Consider the following 25,637-nt stretch of genomic DNA (forward strand, 5'->3'; position numbering starts at 1 on the left):
CCTCGCCCTGCTGGCCGACTCCGGTGTGCCCACGGCGGTGCTCTGCTTCACCCATGGCGAGTCGTCCACGCTGCACCGGCCCGGCGACCTGCACACCGTGCGGGCGGACGAACTCGCCTGCGCGGCAAGGGAGCTGGGTGTCGAGCGCCTGGAACTGACTTTGCAGGTCAGCGGGAGCGTACATATGAACGATCCCCCGGGTGCGCCGCGGCTCATCCTCGTCGCCGTGCGACGCAAACACGCCGTGCGTCCTTGCCCGTGAATGTCTCCGTGCTGGTCCTTGGCCCACCACGGGAATGTTGCGGAGTGATGCTGGTTGGCGCAGCCTTCGCCGACGAGGGTGTGCGGGAGGCCGTTGATCCGAAGGAGGGGCGGGGATCGGATGCTGCCGCCCGGTCGGCGAGGAGTCCCCGCCTACCGGGGGCCGCAGGGGAGAGGGTGCCGTGGCACCTGCTCACGCCAATAGCCGTGACACCGGGAATGATTCTGCGAGCGCCGGCCGGGGTGTACCGACCGTACCAGAGCTCCGATCTCTCAGCCTGCGGGCTTCGCAGGCAGGTCGAGTCGAGGTCACAGGTCGGTGGCCGGCCAGTCCAGCAGCCGTGCACCGATGACCGCCGTCTGGAGCGTGTACCGGTGGGTCGGGTCCGCGGGGTTCGCCCCGGTGAGCTTGTGGATGCGATCCAGGCGGTACGTCAGGGCGCGCACGCTCAGGGAAATGCGCCGGGCCGCCTCGGTGGCCACGCAGCCGGAGTCGAAGTAGGCGGTGAGGGTGTCGAGGAGGGGCTCGGCGCCGCCGCGGGCTGTGACGAGCGGGCCCAGGGTGCCCTGGACGAGGTCTGCCATCGCCTGCCGGTCGCGGGTGAGGACGGGGTAGACCAGAAGGTCGGCGGCGCGCAGGACCGGCTCGTCGAGGTCGAGGCGCTCGGCCATTTCGAGCGCGTTGAGTGCCTCCTCGTACGACTGGACGACCCCGCCGGGGCCGGGCTGGGGGCGGCCGATGGCGACCCGGCCGCCGTCGGTGGCGGCGTGCGCCTGCTTGGCGAAGTGGGTGAGGACATCGGCCTGGTGGCCGGGCGCGATGCACAGCAGTCGGCCGTCCTTGGTGGTGAGCAGGACGCTGCGGTCACCGAAGCGGGCGATGACGGCCTGCTCCACCCGCCGCGGCACCGGGTCGCCCTCGCCGTAGGCGGTGGTGCCCTGTGCGACGGCGACCGCGTGGGCGTGGGACAGGCGCAGGCCGAAGCGTTCGGCGCGTTCGGAGAGGCGGCCCAGGTTGCTGCGGCCGTACAGGAGGTCGTCGATGAACTCCCGGCGGGCGGCTTCCTCCTGGCGTACCGCGAGCAGTTGGGCGCGCTCGAAGCCCTCGGCGAAGGCGTCGACGACCTGTTGGACAGCGGCGAGCGCCTCCTCTGCGGAGCCGGTGGCGGTGGGCCAGGCCCTGCGGGCGGCCGTGAGGTGCGCGCTGACCAGGGCGCGCAGTCCGTGGCCGGCCTCGGCGGCCTGTTCGCCCAGGGTGCGCCGGGAGGCGATCTCGTCCCGGGTGAGGCGCCGGCCGGTGGCGGAGACCTCGGCAAGTATGCGGTCGTAGCCGTCGAGGTACTGCTCAGGTATCTGCCGGTCCGTCACTTCGTCCCCCGAAATCTTAATGCGCCGCTGACGGTTTCTTAGCGGTCACCGGCATGCAGACCCTAATGAACACTGCCGGACACCGGCAATGCGCGGGGCGGCTCCGGTCGTGGAGCATGGCTCGCGGGGAGCACCGCGGACGGTTCCGGTGCCGGACACCGGCAGGTGCCCGCACCGGAACCCGGATCTGATCCGTGCCCCCACGGACACGAGCGGCGCGGGCCGAGAGGGGGCGGGGCATGCGGACGTTTCTGGTGGCCGCCACCGGTCTTCCCACCATCCTGCCCACCACGGCCCTGGTGGCGGTGGTGTGCTTCTGGCTCCTGACTCTGGCGCATCTGACCGATGCCGGCAGCTTCGACGCGGACGTGGACCGGCGGGCGTGGCCCATGGGCGGGGTGCCCGTGGCGGTCGCTCTCTCGCTGCTGACGGTGCTCGCCTGGATCCTGAGTGTCTCGGCCGTGGTGGTGCTCAGCGCGATCGGGCCCCCGGGGCCCGTCGCCGGGCCGCTGCGTCTGGTCGCCCCCGCGGGAGCGCTGCTCCTCGCCTGGCCCGCCACCCGCCTGCTCGTGCGGCCGTTGCATCGGCTCTTCCCGGATGAACCGGACGACCCGGACGAACCTCTGGCGATCCCGCGTGCGCAGTGGGACCGCGCCGCCTGAGCCACGCCCCGCCCGGTTCCCTTCTCCTGCCTCTTCGCGCCGGAACGCTCGAACTCCCTTACGCCTCAAGGACGTATGCCATGACTCCCATGACCATGGGCATCGGCGTGCTCATCGCCGTCTGCCTGCTCGCCGTCGCCGTCGTCTCCCTGCTGTTCCGCAAGGTGGAGCAGGGCAAGGCGCTGATCGTCTCCAAGCTGCGCAGGGTCGACGTGACGTTCACCGGGCAGGTCGTGCTGCCGGTGCTGCACAAGGCCGAGATGATGGACATCTCGGTGAAGACCATCGAGATCACCCGGGCCGGCCGGGACGGGCTCATCTGCCGGGACAACATCCGTGCCGATATCCGGATCTCGTTCTTCGTGAAGGTCAACAAGACCGCTCAGGACGTCGTCAAGGTCGCCCAGGCCGTGGGCACCGCGAGAGCCAGCGACCAGAAGACGCTCCAGGAACTGTTCCACGCGAAGTTCTCCGAGGCGCTGAAGACCGTCGGCAAGCAGTTGGACTTCACCGACCTCTACACCAAGCGCGAGGAACTCCGCTACAAGATCATCGAGTTGATCGGCGTGGACCTCAACGGCTACCACCTGGAGGACGCGGCGATCGACTACCTGGAGCAGACGCCGCTGTCCCAGCTCGACCCGGCGAACGTCCTCGACGCCCAGGGCATCCGGAAGATCACCGAGCTGACGGCCGTGGAGCACGTGCGCACCAACGAGGCCCAGCGCACCGAGGAGAAGGAGATCACCCGGCAGAACGTCGACGCCCGCGAGGCCATCCTGGAGTTGGAGCGCCGGCAGACGGACGCGGAGATCAAGCAGAAGCGCGAGATCGAGACGGTGCGGGCGCGCGAGGAGGCCGAGACCGCCCGGGTGATGGAGGAGGAGCGGCTGCGGGCGCAGGGGGCGTTCCTGAAGACCGAGGAACTGCTCGGCGTGCAGCGCGAGAACCAGGCCCGGGAGATCGCCGTCGCCGCGAAGAACCGCGAGCGGGTCATCGCCGTTGAGGGCGAGCGGGTCGAGAAGGACCGCCTCCTTGAGGTCATCGCCCGGGAGCGGGAGACGCAGCTGACCCGGATCGCCGCCGACAAGGAGGTCGAGGCGGAGAAGCGCGAGATCGCCGAGGTCGTCCGGGAGCGGGTTGCGGTGGACCGCACGGTCGCCGAGCAGGAGGAGGCCATCAAGAAGCTGCGGGCCGTGGAGGAGGCCGAGCGGGGGCGGCAGGCGGTCGTCATCGCCGCCGAGGCGGAGGCGCAGGAGAAGCTGGTCAAGGACATCAAGGCCGCGGAGGCCGCCGAGCAGGCCGCCGTGCACCGTGCCGCGCAGGAGATCACCCTCGCCGAGGCCCGGTTGAAGACCGCAGACCTGGACGCCCAGGCCAAGCTGCGGCTCGCCGAGGGCGTGCGGGCCGAGGCCGCCGCCGAGGGACTGGCCACCGTGCAGGTCCGCGACAAGGAGGCCGAGGTCGTCGAGAAGGCCGGGCGGGCGGAGGCCGCCGCGTCCGAGGCACGGCTGCGCGCCGAGGCCGAGGGCACCCGGGCCAAGGCGCTCGCGGAGGCCGAAGGCATCGGCGAGAAGCTCAAGGCGGAGGCCGCCGGCCTCACCGAGAAGGCGGCGGCGATGGCCGCCCTGGACGACGCCTCCCGCGGCCACGAGGAGTACCGGCTGCGGCTGGCGGCCGAGAAGGACATCCGGCTCGCCGGGCTGGACGCGCAACGGCAGATCGCCGAAGCACAGGCCACGGTGCTCGCCACCGGCCTGGAGAACGCCGACATCGACATCGTCGGTGGGGAGTCCGTCTTCTTCGACCGGCTCGTCTCCGCGATCTCGCTCGGCAAGAGCGTCGACGGGTTCGTCCAGAACTCCGACACCGCCCACGCGCTCGCCGGGCCCTGGCTCGACGGTACCGCCAGCTTTCCCGACGACCTCGGCCGCGCCCTCGGATCCGTCTCGGCGGCCGGCATCCGGGACCTGACCGTGTCCGCGCTGCTGACGAGGCTCATGACGTCGGGCGCCGCGAACCCCGGGCAGCTCCAGCAACTGCTGGACAGGGCGGGCGAGCTGGGGCTCGCCGACACCTCGCTCGCCGCCCTCAACGGCAGCGCCAGGGGCTGACCGGTTCGTGGTCCGGAGCCGCCGCACAGGGGACGGCGGCTCCGGACCATATATCTCCTTCGATCTGTTGAGAGGGATCCATGAGCACCGGCCAGGACACCGGGACGTACGAGGCACAGGGCACTGACAAGCCGGACGCCGGCGTCTACGGAGTTCCGGGCGTCGGCACGCCGGACGCCGGCGCCTACGAGGTGCTGCGTGCCCGGCTCACCGCCCAGGCCGCCGAACTCGCCCGCCGCGCAGAGGCCCTGAACGCCCGCCGCACCGAGGAGTTCGGCTCGACGCGCCTCGACCTGGCCGGCACCGGACGGCTGCGCACCGAGCACACCAGCCTGCCCCGCGACCTCGTCGCTGTCGGCGACATCCTCCTCCTCGGCCACAACCCCGCACCCGGGAACGCGGTCGGCGACGTCTTCGCGCTCTACGACCGGCACCTGAACCGGCTGCCCGACGACGCCGTCCCCGGCCTGCTCGACGACCCGGCGTTCGTCCGCGAGATGGCCGACCTCCACCGCTACTACCGCCAGGCCCGGCTGCTCCGGCTCCACCGGGTGGACGGCAAGCTGCTCGCCGTCTTCCAGACCGGTGACCAGGCCGGCGACACCCGCGTCCTGCGCTGGGCACTCACCGAAGACGGCGGGGCGTCGTTCATGGACGCGCGCGGCGACCGCGACCACGTCCTGCTGCCTTCCCACGACGTCGAGTGGACCGCGACGACCCGCGAGGACCACGTCCTGGGCCGCCACCCGCACGTCTCCGTCGAAGGCGAGGTCTTCGTCGACACGCTCGGCGGGACGCTGACCGTCAAGGTCGAGAACGACACCGAGACGGACGAGGGTATCCACTCCGAGCCGGTCGACGAGCCGCTGCAGTCCCTCGCCGACGCGGACATCGCCTACGCCCGCGTGGGCTCGCTGGTCCTGCTGCGGATCCGCCCCTACAAGGAGGACTCCGACCGGCACCTGGTCTTCAACACGCTGACCAGGAACGTCGTCCGCCTGGACGGCATCGGCCCGGCCTGCCGCCGCCTGCCCGAGGACCAGGGCGTCGTCTTCCCCGGAGGCTACTGCCTGGCCCTCGGCACCCACCGGACGTACGACCTCGACATCACCGGCCTGGAGTTCGAGCGCGAGGTGCGCTCGCCGAACGGCGAGGACGTGCTGTACGCCTTCCACTCGCGGGTCACGGGCCGCAGCCTGCTGCTGTCATACAACATGATCCGCAAGGAGGTCGCCGCCCCGCTGTCCGGCCACGGCTGGGCCCTGTTCGAGGACGGCACGCTGACGGTCCTGCACGCCGACGGCGACGCCCGGCGGGTGCACCCGCTCCAGCTGTGGAGCTCCCCGTACGTCTCCGACACCCACGCGGCCGCGCAGCCACTCGGCACCGGTCCGCTCGCCCGGGTCGGCAACGCCGATCTGGTGCGCGGCATCTCCGACTGCCTGTCCATCACCCGCTCCGTCGCAGAGACGACACCGACGAGTGAGGTGTATGAAGCACTGGCCGCCGCGTGTGTTCGCGCGGCCGACGTCCACCACTGGCTGGGCGACCCGGAACTCGGCGACCTGAACGAGTCGCTCACACAGGTCCGCGCCACGGCAGAACAGGTGCTGACCGAGTTCGCGACCGTCCAGGCACTCACCCGGCAGGCCGCCGTCGCGCTCACCGAAGCCGAGGCGCGGATCGCCGCGGTCGTACGCCGTCTGCGCGGCGAGGCACCGAGAGGCGCCGCCGCCTGGGTCGCCGGCCTGACCGAACTCCGCCATGCCCAGGGACACCTGCTCACCCTCAGGGACATGCGATACGTGGACACCGCCCGCATCGACGAGCTGGCGACCACCGCCGAGGCCGACCTCGCCGCCTTCGGCCGGCGGGCCGTCACCCACCTCGCCCGCGAGGACGCCTTCGCCGAGCACCGGGCGGACGTCGAGCGGCTCACCGCCGACGCCGGGGCGATCGTCACGGTCGCCGAGGCCGCGCCGGTCTCCGCACGCCTCGACGAACTCGCCGACGGGCTGCGGACGGTGACCGAGGTCGTGGCCGGGTTCGACGGCGGTGACCCCACTGTGCGTACCAGCGTCCTGGAGCGGATCTCCGAAGTCCTCGGCGGTCTCAACCGCGCCCGCGCCACCCTCGACGGCCGCCGCCGCGACCTCCTCGACCGCGAGGGGCGCGCCGCGTTCGCCGCCGAGTCCGCCCTGCTCGGCCAGACCGTCACCGGCGCGCTCGCTGCCGCCGGCAGCCCCGAGACGTGCGACGGGCAACTCGCCCGGGTTCTCGTGCACATCGAGGACCTGGAGTCGCGGTTCGCCGACTTCGACGACTTCCTCGGCACGCTCGCCGGCAAGCGCGACGAGGTCCACGAGGCGTTCGCCGCCCGCAAGCAGAGCCTCGCCGACGCCCGCGCCCGCCGCGCCGAACGCCTCGCCGACTCCGCCGTCCGCGTCCTCGGCACGGTGACCCGGCGCGCCGCGACCCTCGCGGACACGGACGCCGTCACCACGTACTTCACCTCCGACCCGCTGCCCGCCAAGATCCGCCGCACCATCGGCGAACTGCGCGAACTCGGCGACCAGGTACGGGCGGAGGAACTCGACGGCCGTCTCAGGGCAGCCCGCCAGGAGGCCCTGCGTGCCCTGCGCGACCGCGGCGACCTGTACGCCGACGACGGCCGTACGCTCCGCCTCGGCACCCACCGCTTCGCCGTGAACACCCAGCCCCTGGAACTCACCCTGGTCCCGCACGGCGACGGCCTCGCCTTCGCCGTCACCGGCACCGACTACCGCGCCCCGGTCACCGATCCGGACTTCGCGGCCACCCGCCCCTACTGGGACCGCCCGCTGCCCTCGGAGTCCCCGGAGGTCTACCGCGCCGAACACCTCGCCTCCCGGCTCCTGGACGAGCACGGCCCGGTCGCGCTCGCGGAGGCCGACCTGCCCGATCTGGTCCGGCAGGCGGCGGAGGCGGCCTACGACGAGGGGTACGAGCGAGGCGTCCACGACCACGACGCCGTATTGATCCTCACGGCACTGCTGCGCTTGCACGACGGCGCGGGCCCGCTCCGCCACCAGCCCGCCGCCCGCGCCGCCGCCCAGCTGTTCTGGGCGCACGGAACCACCGCCCACGAGCGCACGGCCTGGACCCGCCGGGCCTGCTCCCTGGCCCGCGCACGCGACACCTTCGGCCTCGCCCCGGCCATCGCCGACCTGGAAGGGGAACTGACGGCGGCGATCGGCGGCCCGACCGCGACCGTTGCCGCCCGCTACCTCTTCGAGGAACTCACCACCGGCCCCGCCGGGTTCGTCATCAGTGCCGGTGCCCGCACGCTGCTCGACAAGTTCCGCCACACCGTGGGCACTTCGGCGTACGACGACGACCTCGCCACCCTCGGTGCCCTGGCCGACCGCCGGCAACTTGTCGAGGCGTGGCTGACGTCGTACACCACGGCAAGCGGGGTGGACATCGACCCCGGCGACCTGGCGGAGGCGGTGGCGGTCGAGCTCTGTCCGGATCTACCCCGGTACGACTCCGACACATCGCTGACCGAGACCGTCGAAGGGCTGCTGGGCACCCACCCGCGCATCAGCCGCCGTACGCTCACGGTCCGGATCGACGAACTCCTCGCCCGCACCCGCGAGTTCCGTACCTACGAGGCCCCTGCGCACCGCGCCTACCAGCGGCGCCGCACGGCGCTGGTGGCCGCCGAGCGCACGCGGATCCGGTTGGACGAGCACCGGCCGCGGGTGCTGCCGACGTTCGTCCGCAACCGGCTCATCGACGAGGTCTACCTGCCGTTGATCGGGGACAGCCTCGCCGGACAGCTCGGCACCACCGGTGGGACGAAGCGCACCGACACCGGCGGTCTCCTGCTGCTCGTCTCCCCGCCCGGCTACGGCAAGACGACCCTCGTCGAGTACGTCGCCGACCGCCTCGGCCTGCTTCTGGTCAAGGTCGACGGCCCGGCGCTCGGGCCCGCGGTCATCTCACTCGACCCCGCCGAGGCTCCGAACGGCACGGCCCGCCGGGAGGTCGAGAAGATCAACTTCGCGCTGGAGGCCGGCAACAACACCCTTCTGTACCTGGACGACATCCAGCACACCTCGCCCGAACTGCTGCAGAGGTTCATCCCGCTGTGCGACGCCACCCGCCGCATCGAGGGCGCACGGGACGGGGAGCCGCACACCTACGACCTCAGAGGCAAGCGCTTCGCCGTCTGCATGGCCGGAAACCCCTACACCGGGTCCGGTGGCCGCTTCCAGGTCCCCGACATGCTCGCCAACCGCGCCGACGTGTGGAACCTCGGCGACGTCCTGACGGGCAGGGAGGACGCCTTCGCGCTCAGCTTTGTCGAGAACGCCCTGACCGCCAACCCGGACCTCGCCCCGCTCGCCGGTCGCGACCGGGCCGACCTCGACCTGCTGGTCCGCATGGCGGAGGGCGACCCCACGGCCCGCGCGGACCGCCTCCTGTACCCGTACCCGCCTGCCGAGCTGGAGCGGATCCTGGCGGTGCTGCGCCATCTGCTGACCGCGAGAGAAACGGTGCTCGCGGTCAACGCCGCCTACATCGCCTCGGCCGCCCAGCCCGACGCCACCCGTACCGAACCGCCCTTCCGGCTCCAGGGCTCCTACCGCACCATGAACAGGATCGCCCAGCGCATCCAGCCGGTCATGGACCGCGCCGAACTCGCCGCCGTCCTCCACGACCACTACACCGCCGACGCCCGCACCCTCACCTCCGGTGCCGAGGCCAACATGCTGAAACTGGCCGAGCTGCGCGGCACGCTGACCGCCGAGCAGGCCGTGCGGTGGAACGAGGTGAAAACCGCGTACGTCCGTACCCAGTCCCTCGGCGGCCCGGAGAGCGACCCGTTCACCCGCGCGGTCTCCGCCCTCGCGCTGCTCGCCGACCGGATCGCGGCCGTGGAGACGGCGATCGACCGGGCCGCCGCCCCTGGCACCCGGGACATGGCCGTGCGGAAGGAGAGGCCATGACGTCCTTCCTGATCCCCGTCGCCGCCGCCGTACTGATCGTGGCGGCCTGCACGAGCGCACTGGTACGTCGGGACCGGCGCCGGATGGCGCGGACCCAGCGGAGCGGGTTCCCGCATGAGCAAGACTGATCTGCAAACGCCGATGCGTCTGATCTCCGGCGGCGACGACGGATGCGGGCAGCGTGGGCCCGCGCCCGCGCCCGTGCCGGAGTCCCGAGGACGCGGGCGTGGACGTGCCGGCCGGTGACCACACGACCCTCGCCCTCACCGGCTGGGTGCTGGCCGCCTTCGCCGCCCAGGCCGCCGTGGTCCTGGACCGTCGGCGGCTGCGGCAGGAGGCGGATCAGGCTCACGCGCTGGCCGAGGACCCCCGGCGGTGGGCTCACCATTCCGGTGGCAGCGGATGCGGCCGCCCACCCATCGTCGACGGCCGCCACTCAGCCCCGCGCGAGGCTCGTTTGCCGGGCACCGGCAACCTGGCGTCCGCGACGGTGCACGTAAGCGTTCTGTCAAAGACGCATCAAGAACAGGTAAGGTTTCCATCGGTGTGCCGGGAAGCCTGGTCGGCGAGCAGAGGTGTTCTCTCTTCCGATGGGGGTGTGACCGGTGGTACTCGTCGCTGTCTTCGGGGTGGCGCTGCTGATCGCGGTACTGCTCTCCGGGCTCGCCGCCCGCACCGTGCTGTCCACCTCGCTGCTCTTCCTCGTCGGTGGCGCGCTGGTCAGCGACGGTTTCCTCGGGCTGATCCACATCACGCCGGACAGCGGGATCGTGTCGGTCACCGCCGATCTGGCGCTGTTCGCGGTGCTGTTCACCGACGGCCAGCACGTCTCCTTCGCCAAGCTGCGGGCCAACTGGCTGGGCCCGGCACGCGCACTGGCCCTGGGGATGCCGCTGGCGCTCGTCTTCATGGCACTGGTGACCCACTGGCTGGTGGGCCTGGACTGGACGACCTCCTTCCTGGTGGGCGCGGTCCTGGCCCCGACCGACCCGGTGTTCGCCTCGGCGATTGTGGGCCGCAAGGAGGTCCCGGCCAGGCTGCGCGAGCTCCTCAACGTCGAGAGCGGGGTCAACGACGGCCTCGCGCTGCCCGTCGTGCTGCTCCTGATCGCCGCAGCCGGCCCACCGCCGCCGGTCACGCTGATCGCGGTGTGCATCGCCTTCTCGATCGTGGCGCACTCCAGCACCGACGTACCCATCGCCCGCATGTTCGATGTCGAGGACCTGGTGGGCATCCCCGACGACGAGCCCGACCACGCAGACCCGCCGGCCGAAATGGAGAGAAAGACCGCCGTATGAGCGATTGGCAGAGCTGGGCGGCCGTGGCCGTGTTCGTGGGCGCGTACGTGCTGATCATCAGCGAACGGGTGCACCGGACGGCCGCGGCCCTCGGCGGAGCCGGTCTGATGCTCGTGATCAGCGCCACCGACGACAAGGCGGCGTTCTACTCGGAGCACACCGGCATCGACTGGAACGTGATCTTCCTGCTGCTCGGGATGATGGCGATCGTCGGCGTGCTACGGCAGAGCGGCGTGTTCGAGTACCTGGCGATCTGGTCGGTCAAGCGGGCCCGGGGCAGACCCTTCCGGGTGATGGCGATGCTGGTACTCATCACGGCGACGGCGTCCGCGCTCCTCGACAATGTCACCACCGTGCTGCTGGTCGCCCCGGTCACCCTGTTGGTGTGCGAGCGCCTCGCTCTCCCCTCCGCGCCGTTCCTGATCGCCGAGGTGTTCGCCTCGAACATCGGCGGCACCGCGACCCTGGTCGGCGACCCGCCCAACATCATCATCGCCAGCAGGGCCGGACTGACGTTCAACGACTTCCTGGTGCACCTCGCCCCGATCGCCGCCGTCCTGACGGTGATGCTGCTGGCGCTGTGCCGGGTGATGTTCCGCAAGGCGTTCGTCTACGACGAGGAGCGCGCCGCGCAGGTCATGACACTGACGGAACGCGAGGCCATCCGCGACCCGCGCCTGCTGTGGCAGGGGCTGGTCGTCCTGGCGCTCGTCGTCGCCGGCTTCGTCCTGCACCCGGTGCTGCACTACGAGCCGAGCGTGGTCGCCCTGCTCGGCGCGGGTCTGCTGGTCGCCGTGTCGAAGGTGGAGACCCGGGATGTCCTGGGCGAGGTGGAGTGGCCCACCCTCGCCTTCTTCGCCGGCCTGTTCGTGATGGTCGGCGCCCTGATCGAGACCGGTGTCATCGGGGACCTGTCCCGTGCCCTGGCGGTCGCCACCGGCGGCCGGGAACTCGGCGCCACGCTCACCCTGCTGGGCGGCTCGGCGGTGCTGTCCGGAGTCGTCGACAACATCCCCTACGTGGCCACCATGGCGCCGATCACCGCCGACCTGGTCAAGGACATGGGCGGCGCGGCCGGCGGTCACCACGTGCTGTGGTGGGCGCTCGCCCTGGGCGCCGACCTGGGCGGCAACGCCACCGCGATCGGCGCCAGCGCCAACGTCGTCGTCCTCGGCATCGCCGAACGCAACCGCCAGCCCATCTCCTTCTGGCAGTTCACCAAGTACGGCCTCGTCGTCACGGCCGTCACCGTGGCATTCAGCGGCCTGTACCTGTGGCTGCGGTACTTCGCCCTGGCCTGAGCCGGCCGCCGTCGCGGCCGGCTCAGGCGGTCGGCGTACCCGCCGCGCCCAGCAGCTGGTGCAGCAGGTGCGAGGCGGTGACGACCCCGAGCAGATGAGTGCCGGCCTTGTCCTTCGTGGCGACGGCGACCAGGGGGCTGCGCACCCGAGCCATCAGCGCGGCGACCTCCAGCGCGGTGTCGTCCGGGTCGGCGATCGGCGGCGCGGGTGCCGTACTCGACAGGCAGTCACCGACTCGGCGGCCGGCCAGCGCCTGGCAGAGCCGGTCGGCGTGCTGCTCGTCGACCACCGCCGCGAGCGCAGGGTCCTCGACGACGTACTCCGGGACCAGCACCTTGACCATCTGGGAGGCAGGCAGGATCGCCTTCGGCTCCCCGCGCTCGTCCACCACGAGCAGCGCAGGCAGCTTGCGCTCGGCCATCAGCCGTGCAGCCTCCAGCGCGTCGCTGTCGACGCTGACCGACTGGTACTCCACCGCCAGATCACGTGCGCGCACGGCCGGCTCCCGTCTTCCCGCAACGTCTTCGCTTCCAGGTTCGTACCCGGGGCGCTCTGCGCGCCAGGTCATCGGGCAGAAACATACGCAACCTGAACACCGTTACGGGTGACCCCCGTCCCGTCACTCCGCACCGCTCCTTGAGAAGGGCATCAAGGGAGCATCAATTCGCTGGTCACAGGCCATACTTCACGGGTGGGGGGCCGACTGGCTCCTCAGCGGTCCGGTACGGGGAGGCGACAACCGGTGAGCAGCGTCGGCGAGGGACTCGGCAAGGTCGAGGTACGGCTGAAATGGGACCCGAGTCCTTACGGTGAGCCGCCCCGGCATCTCGACATCGTCGCCGCGACCTACTCCGCGGACGATCCCCACGGGCGGCCGGAGTACATCGTCCACTACGACAGCCGGTCACCCGACGGCACGATCAACATGACCAGGCACAGCCAGACCGGCCAGGGCTTCGGCTACGTCGAGGTGATGGTGCTGGAGTTCGACCGCCTCGCGGCCGCCTACGGGCGGGTCGTGGTGGGGGTGGTCATCCACCAGGACGGCGGACGCCGGACCTTCGGCGACATCCACAACGCCGGGGTGCTGGTCGTCCAGCGCTACGCCGAACTGCTGGCCGACGACTTCACGCAGGTCGCCGACTCCACCGCCACCACCGTGGCCGAGTTCGTCAGAAACGGCTCGGGGGAGTGGGAGATGCACGAGATGATCCGGGGATCCGACAGCGACCCGGTGCCCTTCACCCTGGAGATGGGCAGCGTGCCCCGGCCTCGCAGCGGCCACACCCACGAGGACTGCCCAGCCGGAACGGACTGACCGCACCGATCAGGAACGACTTCACCAACCGCAACACCACCTTCATGACCTGGAACCTGCTCCACCTGGCCCGGGCGCTGAAGGACCTGGGCGGCATCCCCGCCTACGGCGACCAGCGCACCGCCCGGGACGCCGGCTGCCGCCGCGACCACGAGAACCCTGAACACCGTCAGGCGGGGTGCTCACTGCCGGATCGTCACAGCCTTCTCCACGGTGACCTGGTCGATGTCGGACACGCGGACGGTCGCCTTCATGGTCCAGGTCCCGGCGACCGGGAGGTTGAGGGTGTCGCTGCCCCAGTAGCCGTGTTCGTCGACGAGGCCCGCGTCCAGCGGGCCGATCGCGCGGTCGGTGTCGGTGAAGGTCAGGCGGAGTCCGGGGATGGTGACGGGGCTGTCGTCGGCGCCGTAGACCAGGGCCTCGACGACGTTCCGGCCGGTCCGGCCCGGCGAGAGGCTGACCTGGACCTTGCCGCGCCCGACAAGGGTGTTGGTACCCGTGTCGTACGGGATCAGGGTCAGGGAGATGTCGGGCTGACCCGGCACCCTGGTCGCGGTGGCGGCCGTCTCGGCGTCGGCCCGGCCCGTCTGGGTGCCGGTCAGCAGGGTCGTGAGCACGAGGACCGCCACACCGATCGACACCTCTGCCAGCACGGACCGGCGCAGGCCGCGGCGGGGCGCCGGGGCAGCGGGCCCCGCCGCATCGCACGCCTCGGCCGGGGGAGCGGATCGGCCGCGTCCCGCGGTGACCAGGACCCGTTCCTCCTCCGGCGCGGACAGCAGCCGGGCCGTCCAGCGGCGGGAGTACGACGCGGCGAACAGCATCAGCAGGACGGCCCAGATCTTGAACGCGAGGATCCTGCCGTAGGGGGTGGTGAACGCCTCCCAGGAGCCGAGTCCTCGCCAGGACTGGTAGACACCGGTGGCGGTCAGCACGGCCACCGAGGCGAGCGCGATGCGGGAGAACCGGGCGACGGCGGCGGGCGGCAGCGGATCCTCTGCGGGGGCGCGGTGGAGCGTGACCAGCAGCGCGGTCAGGCCGCCCAGCCAGACCGCCATGGCCAGCAGGTGCAGCGCGGTGGAGGCCATGGTCACGGGCACCTGGATTCCGGCGGCCGCGTGCTCGGCCGTCACCCAGGTCGCGGTCAGACCCAGCACGAGCACACCGCTCACCGCGACGACGCGCGCTGTGTGCTTCGGCTCCGTCAGCCGGCGTCGCACGAGCACGGCCACCATCAGGAGCAGGACCAGCCGGACCAGCAGGGCGATCTCCGGCCGGGTGCCCATCGCTTGGCGCAGCGAGTCCAGGTCGGCTATCCCGGCCGGTCCGTTACCGCTGTCGTAGGGGCCACGCAGCAGCATCAGCGCGACCGTGGACCCCAGCAGCGCCCACCAGCCGATCGTGAACGGCCGGCGCACCAGCCGTACCGCCGTGGCGGACCGCCAGCAGGCCAGGACGAACACGACGACGCCGATCAGCAGCGCCAGACCGCCATAGGCGACGTAGCGGCCGATGCCGTACAGCGCGTTGACCGTGGGGTCGACGGCCGGAGCGGCGGCGGTCGTGACGCGGGTCGCCGAGGGTTTTCCGACGGAGAACGTGAACGCGCCCGATACGGCGTGGCTGTCCGCCGACACCACCCGCCAGGACACGGTGTAGGTGCCCTGCCCCAGGCCGTCCGTCAGGTTCACCTGATCGGTGTTGCCCTTGCCGCCCGTGTGGTGGGGACGTCCCGCGGTCACCGGACGGCCGTCCGGGTCGACCACCCGCAGCGAGTCCTCGACCAGGACGACCGATTCGTCGAACGTCGCCGTGACCTGTCTCGGCGCGGTCTTCAGTACACCGCCGTCGCGTGGGTCGCTGCCGGTCAGTGTCGCGTGCGCCGACGCGGGCACCGCTCCGCTCAGTAGGGCGCCCACGAGCAGGGCGACCACAGCGATCAGCGAACAGACCTTGCACCTGATGTCGTTCACCTCTCGTCGTGCCACGCGGGTTCTCCGGTATGCCGCTCGGTCCAGCAACACGTACGGACGTGACCCGAGTCGTGCTCATCACTCGGTACGGGGCGTCGGGGAGGGCGTGCCGGCGTACGCGGAACCCGTCGGTGGGCCGGTGGAGGCCGGTACCCCGTTCGGCAGGACGTCCTCGGACTGCTGTGTGGTGCCTGGTCGGGCGGGCCGTCAGGGAAAGCCGAGGACGGGCCTGTGGGGCCCGTCGGCGGCCGGCGCGCCGCCCGAGCCCGTTATCCGTGCCGGTCACTCCTGCGCGGGCGCCGGGCGACCCGACCGCCGACTCGGCCCCCGGGTGCAATATTTGCATGACGCAAAATTTGATGCCAGTACTTTCGGGAAGTTTCCTGCCGCAGGTCGCGGCGGACGTACGGGTCACCTCGGGCGAAAACCGGGGGCGGTCTCCAGGAGGACGAAGGGTACGGCCCTTCCTGCCTCCCGGTACCCCGCATCGGTGCCGTCCGGTGCGAATCCCATGAAGGCACAGAGTCGACGGGCAGTCCGGGGGTGGTGACGTGCGTAGCGGGCCATGATCTCGGCGCCTTCGTCCGGCGGGAGGAAGCAGGCCGTGACGGCGTGCCGGCGGCTGCCCACCTCGATCAGCGTCTTCGGATCCGCACGCAGATTGCGGTACCAGGCCGCCCTCGGCCCGAAGCCGGACGCGACGGTCCAGCTGCCGCCGGCCCGGTCGTGCTCCACCACTTCCAGAACGGCTCGGCGCTGGAGTCCGGTCACGCGCCCCGTGTGGTGCAGCAGGAGCAGTCGTTTGCCGAAGGCCCGGCCCAGCCCGCAGCGGAAGAGGAGTATCGGCAGGCGTGCGGCCAGACGCCGCCAGCCGACGGGGAGTGTGGGCCGGTCCGGTGGGGTCTGTCTGTCGGGCATGGTCGCCTTCCGGGATCGGGTGCCTCGGCCACGGTGGCTCTCGGCCTCTCCTGGGTAAAGGGCCGGGAGCCGGGCCCGCTTCGACGCGCAAACTCTTGCATAGTCTAAAAACGGGGAGGTGTCTGTGCCAGAGATGGAAAGGTGGCTCCTGAGACCGCGGCACCGCTGGAGGGCGTCATGACCGAACACAAGCCGACGTCCGGGTCCGTCGTGCTGTCCTGGATGCCGGTGGCAGTGATGGTTGTCGTGGCCGGGGCGGACCTGGTGTCCGGGCCCGGTGTGGGGTTCCTGCCGCTGGTCTCGCTGGGGCCGGCGTTCTCCGGGCTGGTGGGAGGGTGGCGGCGTACGGCGCTGATCGGAGCGGTGGCGCTGCTGGTGTGCGTGGGGCTGGGGATGTACGACGGGCTGTTCGAGGAGCGACGGGGGTTCACGGCGATGGCGTCGGTGGCGGGGGTCACCGGGGTGGGTGTCGCGGCCGCGGTGGCCCGCTCGCGCCGGGAGGCGGAGCTGGCCAGTGTGCGGTCGATCGCGGAGGTGGCGCAGCGGGTGCTGCTGCGGCCGGTGCCCAGGACCGCGGGGCCGCTGCAGGCGGCGGTGTCGTACACCTCGGCGGTCGCGGAGGCGCGGATCGGCGGAGACCTGTACGAAGTGGTCGCCTCGCCGCACGGGATCCGGGTGATCGTGGGGGACGTGCAGGGCAAGGGGCTGGCCGCGGTGGAGACGGCGGCCGTGGTGCTCGGTGCCTTCCGGGAGGCGGCCCACGACGAACCCGATCTGGTGGGGCTGGGGGAGCGGCTTGAGCGCAGCGTGGCCCGGGAGCTGGAGGGCGAGAAGTTCGTCACGGCGGTGCTCGCGGAGATCGGCTCCGGTCACGAGGTCGTGTTCCTCAACTTCGGCCATCCGGCGCCGATGGTCGTACGGCAGGACGGCACCGTCGACTTCCCAGAGCCACCCGCGTACGCGCTTCCCCTCGGGCTGGGCGCCCACGGGGCGGAGGGGCCCGAGCCCTATCGGGTGGCCTTCGCGCCCGGCGACCAGCTCCTCCTGTACACCGACGGTGTCACCGAGACCCGGGACGCCCACGGCTCCTTCTATCCCCTCGGTGACCGGGCGGGCCTGCTCAAGGAGCCCGAGGCGGACCAGGCCCTGGAAGTGCTGCGGGAAGACCTGGTCAGACATGCCGACGGGCCGCTCCACGACGACGCCGCGATGCTGCTTCTGCGGTACCACGGTCATGGGGAAGGAAAATCTGTTCCCATCGCGTGAGGGGGCGCCGACTCCGGCACGGTAAAAAGGACCTATGCCGGAGCGCGAGACCCCAGCGGGGGCCATGGACGATGTCGACGCGGTCACCAGGGCGGTGCTGACCGCCTCCCGCCTGCTGGTGGCGGTCTCCGCCCGTTCCCTGGCCGAGGTCGAGGAGCGGGTGACCCTTCCGCAGTTCCGGATGCTGGTCGTGCTCGCCACCCGGGGCGCCACCAAGCTGGTGGTACTCGCCGACCTGCTCCAGGTGGCGCCGTCCACCGCGATGCGCATGGTCGACCGGCTCATCGCGGCCGGGCTCGCCGACCGCCAGACCAACCCGGACAACCGCCGCGAGACCCTGCTGCAGCTCACCGACGAGGGCCGGCGCACCGTCGAGCACGTCACCGCCCGCCGCCGCTCCGAGATCGCGGGGATCGTCGCGCGGCTCGGGCCCACGCAGCGGCTCGCGCTGATCGAGGCGTTGGGTGCCTTCAACCGGGCCGGCGGCGAGCCGCCGGCGACCCTGGCCACCGACCATCCGCATCCGCTCGGCTGGGCCGTGGACGAGGCGATGGTCCATGACATGTGACGCTCACGGACCGCAGTGCGCGGCCGGGCAGGCCCCGTTTTCGGACGCGACTTTTCCGGATCCGTTTTCCCTTGCATAATGCAAGGGAATTGTGAACACCGGCCACGCAACCCGCTTCGGGCACGTGCCGTGCGCGCACGTCCGGTCGCGACAGCACGGCCGCACAGCACGGGCGCCGGAAGTCTGAGGAAGGACGCTGGGGATGGCACTCGTGCGCCGGAAGCGTCGGGCCTCGCCGTCCACCGACTCCCACCTCCTGACGCATCTGCGCGCCACGGTCTGGGGGCCCGCAGAGTTCGTCGGGCTTCCGCCGTGGTGGCTGGTCGCGGAGGGACTCCTCGCAGGGCTCCTCACCGCCGGGGCCGTCATCGGCACGACGCTCTACGGCGCCTGGACGGGCCGCCCCTCGCTCGCCGATGGCGAGGGGGGCCTGGCGTGCGTGGCGGCACTCGCGCTGTATCTCGTCTTCGTCGGGGCCGGGCGTGCGCTGGTCGGCATCGTGGTGCTGCTCGGTGTCTGCCTCGCGCTGCACGCTCCGCAGGCTGCGGCCGGTGTGGTGCTGGCGGAGCGCGGACGGGTGCAGTCCGTGACCGTGACCTCGGTCGAGGACCGATGGGCCACGGACCGCGGGAGGGGCCGGTACCTGTGCTCGGTGCGGGATGCCGACGGTGTCCCGCTCAAGGTCCGGATCTGGCGCGGCTGCGGAGGGACGACCCGCCCCGGGGACGCGATCGCGCTCGTGTACGACCCCGAGGGGCGGGTGCCCCCGCGCGGAGTGGAGGCGGGATCGGGCGGACTGCAGCCCCTGCGTGGCGTGACACTGTGGGTGTCCGCTCTCGCCGTCGCGAGCCTGATCGCCGTCGTCCGCTCCTACCGGCTTTCCCGCCCTGCCGACGCGAAGCACTGAGGGCCTCTTCGGTCCGCCGTTGGTCACCCGGCTGCGGGAGTGGGGGCGGCGGTCTTGATGCCCAGGTCGGGGCGCGGGGTGAGGACGACGACGGGAGCACCGGGCTGTGCGGCGGGCGGGGTGAGCTGGTCCTTGGGGAGCTTGGGCGGGGTGGTCTGCTGGAAGTTGACCTGGTCGAAGTTGACCACGCCGGTCTTCTCCAGGACCGTGATGTGGTCCAGGACGGTGTCGTTGGCCAGGTCGGCGAGCTGACGCACCAGGGTGTTGGTGGTGCTGGCGCGGATCTTGGCGATGGTCGGGAAGATCTGGCCGTGGGTGACGCGCATGATGTTCGCCGCGGTGGCGTCGAACTGCAGGCCGGACTGCGCCGCCGAGGTCGCGACGAACTGCTGCTGTTGCGGGGTCGCCTGGTTGGGCAGCGTGATGTTCAGCATGGGCGCGATCTTGCGGCACAGCTCGTCCAGCCCGGCGTGCCCCACGATCAGATGCTTGCCGGCTTCCTTCATCTCCGCCGTCGAGCCCTTCTGCAGCGCGAGTTCTCCCAGTGGGTACTCCCACAGCCCTGCCGACCGGACCTTGACGACGAAGTCGCGGTCTCCCTCGGTCAGCGGTCCCCACTGGGTGTTGGCGATGATCCGGGACGGATCGGAGGACGTGGTCTGCACGCCGAGCATGCCGGGGTAGACAAGGGCGGCGAGAGTGGCGGTGAGTGCCCCGCCGACGACGAGAGTGCCGATCGTGTTGCGGGCCATGGTCATGGTGCCTCCTGACGCGAGCAAAGGGTTCGTCAAGAAGTACGCGGGATTCACGTTGACCGATCATTGCGCTAGGTAAAACTTGCACGCTGCCACGCGCCGGTCGATGGGCCGCGTCATCCCGCGGTCGGCGATGGGGTCGGGGACGTCCCCGAGGAGCCCTCCGAGGTGACGGCCGGACCCGTCGGCACTCCCTCGGTCGACAGGCCGGGGGGCACCGTGAGGACGACCTGGGGTGCGCCCGCCTGCGGCACCGGGGGCGTCACCTGGGCGGACGGAAGCTTCGGCGGGGTCGTTATCTGGAAGTTGACCTGGTCGTAGTTGACCAGCCCGGTCTTCTCCATCTGCGTGATGTGGTCCAGGACCACGTCGTTGGCCTGGTCCGCCAGCGCGCGCACGAGGGTGTTCTCGGTCGTGGAGCGGACCTTGGCGATCGTGTTGAAGATCGAGCCGTGGGTGACGCGCAGGATGTTGGCGAAGTCGGTGTCGAACTGCTTGCCGCTGTCCGACTGGAACGTCGCAAGAAAGCCCGCCTGCTGTGGCGTCGGTTGGTTGGGGATGGTGATGTTCAACATGGGGGCGAATTTCCGGCAGCTGGCGTCGAGCGCAGCATGCCCGATGACCAGGTGCCGACCGGCCTCACGCACCGCCGCGGTCGTCCCCTTCTTCATGGCCAGGTCCCCCGAAGGCCCCTCCCAGAGTCCGGCGGAGCGTACGAAGACGACGAAGTTGCGGTCGGACTCGGTGAGCGGCCCCCACTGGGTGTTCGCGAGGATCCGGGACGCGTTCGAGGAGGTGGTCTGGATGCCCAGCATGCTCGGATAGACGAGGGCGGTGAGGGTGGCGGCGAGCGCCCCGCCGACGGCGAGGGATCCGATCGTGTTGCGCGAGATGGGCATGGTGCCTCCTGGTGCGGAACGCCTGGCTGTCCGGATGTACGGAGGCGACAGGGAAAGAAGACCTTTGCGCTAGGTAAAGATTGCATGATGCCATCTAGGTGTGGGTGCCGGGTTGGGTCCGGCTCGGGCGGGCACGGTCACATCCGCTCCTTCCAGCCGGCGCGTACGAGCCAGCCGTTGACGGGCCAGGCCGTGAAGAAGCCGACGATCATGGCGAGCTGCATCAGCAGCCAGTACGAGGCCGTGGTCTTCGCCAGTCCGGGCGCGAAGAGCGCCTCCTGGTGGACCCACATGCCCGCGAACAGGCCGATCTGGAACGACGCGATGGAGAGCGTGTCGGCCTTGACGGCGGCCCACAGTCCCTGGGCGACACCGACGTCGCGCATGGGGGCGATGGTGAAGTACTGGAAACCGATACCGAGCAGTCAGGCGAGGGTGAAGTTCATCAGGAAGTCGGCGTACAACGGCTTGCCGGCGACGGTCATGCCGGTCGCCAGTACCAGCCACTCGCCGACGGTGTCGCCGAGGACGCACCCTGCCCCGCAGTGGCTGATGGCCTTGGCGGAGGACACCCACCGTGGCGACTTCTCCGGATCCGGCTCGCCCTCGCGCTCGATGACGGGAAGGGAGGCGCCGACCGTGGCGGACGTAGAACCACAGGGCTGCCGGACCCCAGTGCAGGGCCGTGATCGGATAGACCAGGTGCATGATCCACATACGCTGCCGGTATCCGCGGAGCGCCATGTCGACCGCGATCGAGAGCGCGCTCACCGCGGCGAGCACCAGGTCGGCCCAGCCCAGTGCCTCCAGCCAGCCGGGCGGTTGGTGATGCGGCTCCACCGCGGTCACGTCTCGTACAGGTGTGCCGTCGCCACCCGTCCCGGCCGCATGATGCGTATCTTGCCGCGCTCGCAGGCCGGGCAGCGGGGCGACTGCAACGGCGACGGGACGGCCTTGCCGTCGAGATGGTACGTGGCGATGATCCGCCCCTGGCCGTCCATGGTCACGTCGATGTCGTACGTGGCTTCCCAGCCGTGTCCGCAGTCGAGGCAGACAAACGAGTAGGAGCGCCGGGTGTGCTCGCTGTGCATGGCACCTCCCTGGAGTGATGTCAACCTTCGAGGCCCCTGTACCCATTTTTGCACAATGCAAAATAAGAGCCCGCGGGCGCCGGAACCGACCGGACCGCCTGTGGTCGCCGGTTCAGGCCACCGTGTGCACGGCGCGCAGCGCGCTTTGGTGGCTGAGCCAGCCCACCGGTTTTCCCTGCTCGGAGTCGAGGACCGGTACACCGGTCCCCGCGGCCGACAGCAGGGTGTGCAGGGCCTGGGCGAGCGACTGGTCGGCCATCACGGGAAGGGGCGCCTCGGCGAGCTGTCCGACGCGTGTCGGTGCGTTGTCCGGCTGTTCGGCGAGTGCCTCGGCCACCGCCTGGGCGGTGACGACGCCGACATAGGCTCCTGCGCCGTCGACGACCGGGAGCGCCCCGTGGCCCGAGAGGCCGAGCAGATCGGCGGAGTCCGCGAGCGTCGTCGACGCGGACAGCGGGGAGGGCAGGGGGTCCATCACGGCATCCACTCGCTGGGTGCCGATCCGCGCACCGGGCGCGGGTCCTTCCAGGTCGATGCCTCGCCGTCGCAGCTTGAGGGTGTAGACCGTGTCGTGGGTCAGCAGGTGGCCTGTGGCGGTGGCCAGGACGATCGCCAGCATCAAGGGCAGGATGATCGAGTATTCGCCGGTGAGCTCGAAGAGGATCACCACGGCGGTGATCGGTGCCCGTGCGGCGCCGGCGAACACCGCTCCCATGCCGACCAGCGAGTAGGCGCCGACCGCGCCGGCCGATCCGGGCAGCAGATGGTGGACGGCGATGCCGTAGGCGGAGCCGAGCATCGCCCCGATGAACAGGCTGGGCGCGAAGACGCCGCCGGAGCCGCCGATGCCGATGGTCAGGCTGGTCGCCAGCATCTTGCCCACGAGCAACAGCAGCAGGAAGCCGATCGCGTAGCCGCCCTCGGTCGCCTTCTGCAGAACCGGGTAGCCGACGCCGTACATTTCCGGCAGGAGCAGGAGCACCAGTCCAAGTGCCAGTCCGCCGACCGTCGGCCGCAGCCACTCGGGGCCGCGCCACAGCCAGTCGCAGGCGTCCTCGACCAGGTACAGGAACCGGGAGAATCCCACACCGGCCACCGCGGCTCCGACGCCGAGCGTGGCGAACAGGCCGTACTGGGTCAGGTGGTCCACCCTGAAGTCGGGAAGCCGCAGGAAGGCGGTGTTGCCGAAGGCGGCGCGTCCGATGACGCTCGCGGTGACGCTGGCCAGCACGGCGGCGCCGAAGGCTTCCGCGCTGAAGGTGCCCAGGATCAGCTCCATGGCGAAGAACACCCCGGCCAGCGGTGCGTTGAAGGTGGCCGCGATGCCGCCCGCGGCGCCGCAGGCGACCAGCAGTTTCATCCGGCCCTCGGTCACCTTCGCCAGGCGGCCGAGGGTGGAGCCCAGTGCCGAGCCGATCTGCACGATCGGGCCCTCGCGGCCGACCGAACCACCCGAGCCGATGCACAGGGCGGAGGCGAGCGTCTTGACCACGGCGACCTTCGGGCTGATCCGCCCGCCGCGCTGGGCGACGGCCAGCATCACCTCTGGCACCCCGTGTCCGCGCGCTTCCTTGGCGAACCGATTCACCAACGGCCCGTAGAGCAGCCCGCCGACGACCGGGGCGAGCAGCACGAAGTACGGGCCCACCCAGGGCGCGTGCGGATTGCTCGCGCCGGGGGAAGCCGAGTAGTCGGCGTGGCCGGAGAAGAAGTGAGTGAAGGTCTTGATGCACCAGCGGAAGACGACCGAGCCGGCCCCGGCTCCGGCACCGACCATGACAGCCAGGGCCATCAGGCCCCATGGGGCGGTGCGCAGCTCCGCTTGTGCTGGTCTGAGTGTGAAACCCCTCTCCGTCGTGCTGGTCACCTGGTTCCTGTCCCTTGCTGCCGGTATGGCGGCCATCGCGTCGACCTCCCTCACCTTTGCATTATGCAAAACAAGTCAAGGGGGTACGTCACAGGGGGCTGCCTGCCTCCGCTGGGGACCTGGTCTGGTTGTCCGTCCGGCTGGGGCGAAGGGTCACGTGGTGCGCGACCATGCTCGCGCCAGCTCGGCCTGGGGAAATGAGCGAACCGCGGAGGTGGATCTCAGGTCGAGCAGGGGATCCGGCAGTCGTGCTGACCGGTCCGGACCGCTGGCCTGCTTGTCGTCAGCAGTCACGGGCATGGCGCCTTCGCCAGGATGCTCCCGGGTTCAGTCGGTCAGCACTGGGTGCGGGGCATGCCGACTGTCCGGTCCTGGTCGTCCGCGACGGCGGCGGCTGATCTGAGCGGCCGGTTTGCCTGCGCGGGGTGTCAGTCCGCTTCGGCGCGCGCTTCGATGTCCTCGATGCCGGTCGGGCGGCCGGCTCGCGTCCATCGGACGTAGAGGCCGGCCGCGATGAGCAGGGACGCGGCCAGGGACAGCATGGGCCAGCCGCGCAACAGGTTCACCGCGAGGGTGAAAGCGACCGCTACGGCGGCGAGTCCGTTCAGCCAGGCCAGGGCCGTCTTCCGCTCCCGGTGGGCGAAGCGGGCCATGGCGAGCAGGCCGACCAGGAAGCTCACGAACACGGCGACGGCGTAGAACAGGACCAGCTCCTGCTCCTGGCCGGCGGCTGCCAGGATGATCAGCGCGGCGGCGGCGAGGTAGACGACGACGGACCAGTACGGGGTGTGGTGGTGGTTGGTCCGGCCGAGGACCGGCGGCAGCACGCCGGGCCGCTCGGCGGTGCCGGACAGTGCTTTGAGCAGGCCGGGTCCGGCCTGGAAGGAGGAGCTGGCCGCGGCGAGCAGCAGCAGCGAGCTGGTGAGCTGGAAGGTGCCGTACAGCCAGCCGGGTCCGGCGGCGGCGTGCGCGATGTCGGCGATCTGCGTGGAGTCCGTGCCAGGGATGCCGATGTGCAGTCGGACGGCCAGTGCGGTCAGGGCCAGGGTGAGGCCGCCGACGATGACCAGCAGCAACGCGAGCGTGCCGCGGCCGAAGCGCCGGCGGTGGGTGTCGTCGAGCTGGCCGAGCTGGGCGATCGCGGTGGACGGCGCCTCGATGCCGGTGGCCAGCGCCATGGCGACCGGGAAGGCCAGGACGACGGCGAGCACGCCGGAGCGGCCGGGATCCGTCGTCGCGGCGGCGTGGCCGGTGGTGTGCGGTGCGGTGAAGCCCAGCACGAGCACCCCGACCGAGATCACGACGAAGGCGACGGTCATCACCGCGAACAGCAGACGCCCGCCGTGTCCGAACCAGGTCAGCCCGGCCACCACCACGAGCAGCAGCAGTGCGAGCGGGATCCGGTAAGGGGCCAGACCCGGGAACAGGGCGATCACAGCGCTGGCCGCGGCCGCGATCGAGATCCCGATGGTCAGCACGAAGTCGACGACCAGGGCGCCGATGGGCAGGAACGTCCAGCGTGCCCCGAAGGCCCGCCCGGCCGCGGCCGCGGCGCCGCCGCCCTTGGGGAAACGCCGGACGAGCTGCCAGTAGTTCGCGGTGACGAGGACGACGAGTGCGATGACCAGGCTCATCGTGGGCAGCAGCAGCGCGAGGTCGCCGTGCAGGGCGCGCAGTGCGGCCTCGATCGCGTAGGCGACCGAGGAGACCGGGTCGGCGATCACCGCGAAGGCGAACGCGAAGAAGAGCACGGAACGCCGCGGGCCACGGGCGGCGGCGGGGGGTGCGGTCGCGACGGCAGCGGCGGCCGGCTTCGACTGGGTCACGCGAAGACCTTCCTCGGGGCCCGTACGGGATGTCCGCACGAGCGATTCACCACAGGGGATACTTCGCCGACCCGTCTTCCCGGCACACCAGCTACGAAGCTACGTCAAGAAGCCGTCAGTGAGGTGTTAAGGATCCATCAGGATCTCCTTCGCGTCCGGACACGCCGTCATCGGGCCTTCTTGACATCGTAGGTTTGCATAGTGCAAAAGTGGGAGGGGGTCAATGCCGGGCTCGTGCCAAGGGCACTGCG

General features: G+C 71.0%; 19 protein-coding genes and 4 pseudogenes. 13 read left to right on the forward strand and 10 right to left on the reverse strand.

The genetic code is table 11. The annotated features are described in order from the left end of the window. The coding region (locus LQ326_RS44775) for a PIG-L deacetylase family protein (protein WP_234544881.1) at positions 1–262 on the forward strand (262 nt) is incomplete at its 5' end. 308 nt (positions 263–570) lie between these two features. Here the strand turns inward: LQ326_RS44775 and LQ326_RS44780 are convergent. Beyond that, complete coding sequence (locus LQ326_RS44780) at positions 571–1,629, reverse strand: PucR family transcriptional regulator (protein ID WP_234544882.1); 1,059 nt, start codon at positions 1,627–1,629, stop codon at positions 571–573. A 239-nt stretch (positions 1,630–1,868) separates the two neighbouring features. Here LQ326_RS44780 and LQ326_RS44785 point away from each other — a divergent pair, with 239 nt between their 5' ends. The 7 genes and pseudogenes from LQ326_RS44785 (at position 1,869) to LQ326_RS44810 (ending at position 11,998) form a co-directional block, all read left to right on the forward strand. Continuing rightward, positions 1,869–2,291, forward strand: a complete 423-nt coding sequence (locus LQ326_RS44785) for a hypothetical protein (RefSeq protein ID WP_234544883.1) — start codon at positions 1,869–1,871, stop codon at positions 2,289–2,291. Between the two features lie 80 nt (positions 2,292–2,371). Then, positions 2,372–4,405, forward strand: a complete 2,034-nt coding sequence (locus tag LQ326_RS44790) for a flotillin family protein (protein ID WP_234544884.1) — start codon at positions 2,372–2,374, stop codon at positions 4,403–4,405. A gap of 80 nt (positions 4,406–4,485) precedes the next feature. Further along, positions 4,486–9,399: a DNA repair ATPase gene (locus LQ326_RS44795; protein ID WP_234544885.1), complete on the forward strand. Its 4,914-nt coding sequence runs from the start codon at positions 4,486–4,488 to the stop codon at positions 9,397–9,399. Then, the gene (locus LQ326_RS48120; protein ID WP_268208364.1) at positions 9,396–9,527 is read left to right on the forward strand and encodes a hypothetical protein; all 132 of its coding nucleotides are present in this window, start codon (positions 9,396–9,398) and stop codon (positions 9,525–9,527) included. Before LQ326_RS44795 ends, LQ326_RS48120 begins: the two co-directional genes overlap by 4 nt. Positions 9,528–9,565: 38 nt before the next feature. After that, positions 9,566–9,772 (forward strand): annotated as a pseudogene (locus LQ326_RS44800) (hypothetical protein); the annotation flags it as partial. Between the two features lie 232 nt (positions 9,773–10,004). After that, positions 10,005–10,523: pseudogene (locus tag LQ326_RS44805) on the forward strand (cation:proton antiporter domain-containing protein); the annotation flags it as partial. Positions 10,524–10,693: 170 nt separating this feature from the next. Further along, positions 10,694–11,998 (forward strand): ArsB/NhaD family transporter, encoded by a 1,305-nt coding sequence (locus tag LQ326_RS44810; protein WP_234544887.1) that lies wholly within the window; start codon positions 10,694–10,696, stop codon positions 11,996–11,998. Between the two features lie 22 nt (positions 11,999–12,020). Here the strand turns inward: LQ326_RS44810 and LQ326_RS44815 are convergent, their stop codons facing one another. After that, on the reverse strand, positions 12,021–12,494 hold the full coding sequence (locus LQ326_RS44815) for a CBS domain-containing protein (RefSeq protein WP_234544888.1): 474 nt from the start codon (positions 12,492–12,494) through the stop codon (positions 12,021–12,023). Positions 12,495–12,701: 207 nt separating this feature from the next. On the opposite strand from LQ326_RS44815, the gene LQ326_RS44820 reads away from it, so the two are divergent. Both LQ326_RS44820 and LQ326_RS44825 read left to right on the forward strand, forming a co-directional pair. Continuing rightward, positions 12,702–13,316: a TerD family protein gene (locus tag LQ326_RS44820; RefSeq protein WP_268208367.1), complete on the forward strand. Its 615-nt coding sequence runs from the start codon at positions 12,702–12,704 to the stop codon at positions 13,314–13,316. A 14-nt stretch (positions 13,317–13,330) separates the two neighbouring features. Continuing rightward, positions 13,331–13,486 (forward strand): annotated as a pseudogene (locus LQ326_RS44825) (flavodoxin family protein); the annotation flags it as partial. A 12-nt stretch (positions 13,487–13,498) separates the two neighbouring features. Here the strand turns inward: LQ326_RS44825 and LQ326_RS44830 are convergent. Next, positions 13,499–15,304, reverse strand: a complete 1,806-nt coding sequence (locus LQ326_RS44830) for a copper resistance CopC/CopD family protein (RefSeq protein ID WP_234544890.1) — start codon at positions 15,302–15,304, stop codon at positions 13,499–13,501. Positions 15,305–15,700: 396 nt separating this feature from the next. Next, positions 15,701–16,207 (reverse strand): nitroreductase family deazaflavin-dependent oxidoreductase, encoded by a 507-nt coding sequence (locus LQ326_RS44835; protein WP_234544891.1) that lies wholly within the window; start codon positions 16,205–16,207, stop codon positions 15,701–15,703. A 177-nt stretch (positions 16,208–16,384) separates the two neighbouring features. On the opposite strand from LQ326_RS44835, the gene LQ326_RS44840 reads away from it, so the two are divergent. The 3 genes from LQ326_RS44840 to LQ326_RS44850 all read left to right on the forward strand — a co-directional run bounded on the left by LQ326_RS44840 (position 16,385) and on the right by LQ326_RS44850 (position 18,948). After that, on the forward strand, positions 16,385–17,473 hold the full coding sequence (locus tag LQ326_RS44840; protein ID WP_234544892.1) for a PP2C family protein-serine/threonine phosphatase: 1,089 nt from the start codon (positions 16,385–16,387) through the stop codon (positions 17,471–17,473). 34 nt (positions 17,474–17,507) lie between these two features. After that, positions 17,508–18,041 (forward strand): MarR family winged helix-turn-helix transcriptional regulator, encoded by a 534-nt coding sequence (locus LQ326_RS44845; RefSeq protein ID WP_234544893.1) that lies wholly within the window; start codon positions 17,508–17,510, stop codon positions 18,039–18,041. A 202-nt stretch (positions 18,042–18,243) separates the two neighbouring features. Next, positions 18,244–18,948 carry a hypothetical protein gene (locus tag LQ326_RS44850; RefSeq protein ID WP_234544894.1) on the forward strand — a complete coding sequence of 235 codons (705 nt, stop codon included), beginning with the start codon at positions 18,244–18,246 and terminating at the stop codon, positions 18,946–18,948. A gap of 23 nt (positions 18,949–18,971) precedes the next feature. Here LQ326_RS44850 and LQ326_RS44855 read toward each other — a convergent pair whose 3' ends face one another. The 6 genes and pseudogenes from LQ326_RS44855 to LQ326_RS44880 all read right to left on the reverse strand — a co-directional run bounded on the left by LQ326_RS44855 (position 18,972) and on the right by LQ326_RS44880 (position 25,386). Then, positions 18,972–19,706, reverse strand: a complete 735-nt coding sequence (locus LQ326_RS44855) for a DUF4142 domain-containing protein (RefSeq protein WP_234544895.1) — start codon at positions 19,704–19,706, stop codon at positions 18,972–18,974. Between the two features lie 113 nt (positions 19,707–19,819). Next, the gene (locus tag LQ326_RS44860) at positions 19,820–20,602 is read right to left on the reverse strand and encodes a DUF4142 domain-containing protein (protein ID WP_234544896.1); all 783 of its coding nucleotides are present in this window, start codon (positions 20,600–20,602) and stop codon (positions 19,820–19,822) included. Between the two features lie 137 nt (positions 20,603–20,739). Then, positions 20,740–21,174 (reverse strand): annotated as a pseudogene (locus tag LQ326_RS44865) (DUF4396 domain-containing protein). Positions 21,175–21,447: 273 nt separating this feature from the next. Further along, complete coding sequence (locus tag LQ326_RS44870; RefSeq protein ID WP_234544898.1) at positions 21,448–21,693, reverse strand: hypothetical protein; 246 nt, start codon at positions 21,691–21,693, stop codon at positions 21,448–21,450. A gap of 112 nt (positions 21,694–21,805) precedes the next feature. Beyond that, positions 21,806–23,485 carry a chloride channel protein gene (locus LQ326_RS44875; protein ID WP_234544900.1) on the reverse strand — a complete coding sequence of 560 codons (1,680 nt, stop codon included), beginning with the start codon at positions 23,483–23,485 and terminating at the stop codon, positions 21,806–21,808. A 503-nt stretch (positions 23,486–23,988) separates the two neighbouring features. Next, a complete protein-coding gene (locus LQ326_RS44880; protein ID WP_234544901.1) occupies positions 23,989–25,386 on the reverse strand; it encodes an APC family permease in 1,398 nt (465 codons plus the stop codon). Between the last annotated feature and the right edge of the window lie 251 nt (positions 25,387–25,637).

The sequence above is a fragment of the Streptomyces shenzhenensis genome (assembly GCF_021462265.1).
GTDB lineage: Bacteria > Actinomycetota > Actinomycetes > Streptomycetales > Streptomycetaceae > Streptomyces > Streptomyces shenzhenensis.